The sequence below is a fragment of the Micromonospora noduli genome, assembly GCF_003264365.1.
Lineage (GTDB): Bacteria > Actinomycetota > Actinomycetes > Mycobacteriales > Micromonosporaceae > Micromonospora > Micromonospora noduli.
This window is the reverse complement of the sequence record NZ_PYAK01000192.1, coordinates 1-391: the sequence shown is the minus strand read 5'-3', so window position 1 is coordinate 391 and position 391 is coordinate 1. Positions and strand designations below refer to the sequence as shown.

The window sequence follows — 391 nt, the reverse complement described above, 5'->3', positions numbered from 1 at the left end:
GCATCTATTGATCCGTAAATTCTTTTTGTGCACCTAAAGCTGAAATATCGCCTTCTCGTGTATACGCAGACGGAATCATTTTTTGTGCAACTTTGTTAAATATAGGTCCTGCAATGAGTGTAACTGGAATGGCAATAATCATACAATACAGTAATACATCTCCAACATTTGCCTTTAATTCTTTTGCGATGACTACCGGTCCTGGATGTGGTGGTAAAAAGCCATGTGTCACTGATAAAGCTGTTACCATAGGTAGTCCTAGTTTTAACACTGAAACATTTGCGCGTTTTGCTACTGTAAATACTAATGGAATCAGTAAGACTAAACCTACTTCAAAGAACAATGCAATCCCGACAATAAATGCTGCAACAAGCATTTCACATTGTACATG

The 391-nt window shown here is 37.6% G+C and carries 1 protein-coding gene; it reads right to left on the bottom strand.

Going from position 1 to position 391, the window contains the following annotated elements; all coding sequences use genetic code 11:
* Positions 1 to 4: 4 nt before the first annotated feature.
* Positions 5 to 391 (bottom strand): GntT/GntP/DsdX family permease (locus GUI43_RS35255; RefSeq protein WP_249037929.1); only part of this gene is annotated, 387 nt, incomplete at its 5' end.